General features: G+C 65.7%; 1 protein-coding gene. It reads left to right on the top strand.

Features of this window, described 5'->3' with window-relative positions; all coding sequences use genetic code 11:
* On the top strand, positions 1 to 408 hold a 408-nt coding region (locus K9U40_RS24260; RefSeq protein WP_282892596.1), incomplete at both ends, for a radical SAM protein.

Here is a 408-nt window from a genome sequence, read left to right as displayed (position 1 = left end):
ATGCATCCGAGCGTGCTGGCCGTCACCGGCCCGCACGCCACGCAGGAGGTGATGGACGCCGTCCACCAGAACTTGCCCAAGCCGCACGACCCGTTCATCGACCTCGTGCCCGGCAATTTCGGCGTGGCGGGCATCAAGCTCACGCCCAAGCACTATGCGTACCTCAAGATCAGCGAGGGCTGCAACCACCGCTGCACCTTCTGCATCATTCCGTCGATGCGCGGCGACCTGGTCTCGCGCCCCGTGGGCGACGTGCTGAGCGAGGCGAAGGCGCTCTTCGAAGGCGGTGTGAAGGAACTGCTGGTGATCAGCCAGGACACGTCGGCCTACGGCGTGGACGTGAAGTACCGCACCGGCTTCTGGGACGGCAAGCCCGTGAAGACGCGCATGCTGGAGCTGGTGCAGACG

Source organism: Xanthobacter autotrophicus (assembly GCF_030015065.1).
GTDB lineage: Bacteria > Pseudomonadota > Alphaproteobacteria > Rhizobiales > Xanthobacteraceae > Xanthobacter > Xanthobacter autotrophicus_D.
The sequence above is the reverse complement of the archived record's forward strand: the minus strand, read 5'-3'. Positions and strand labels throughout refer to the sequence as shown.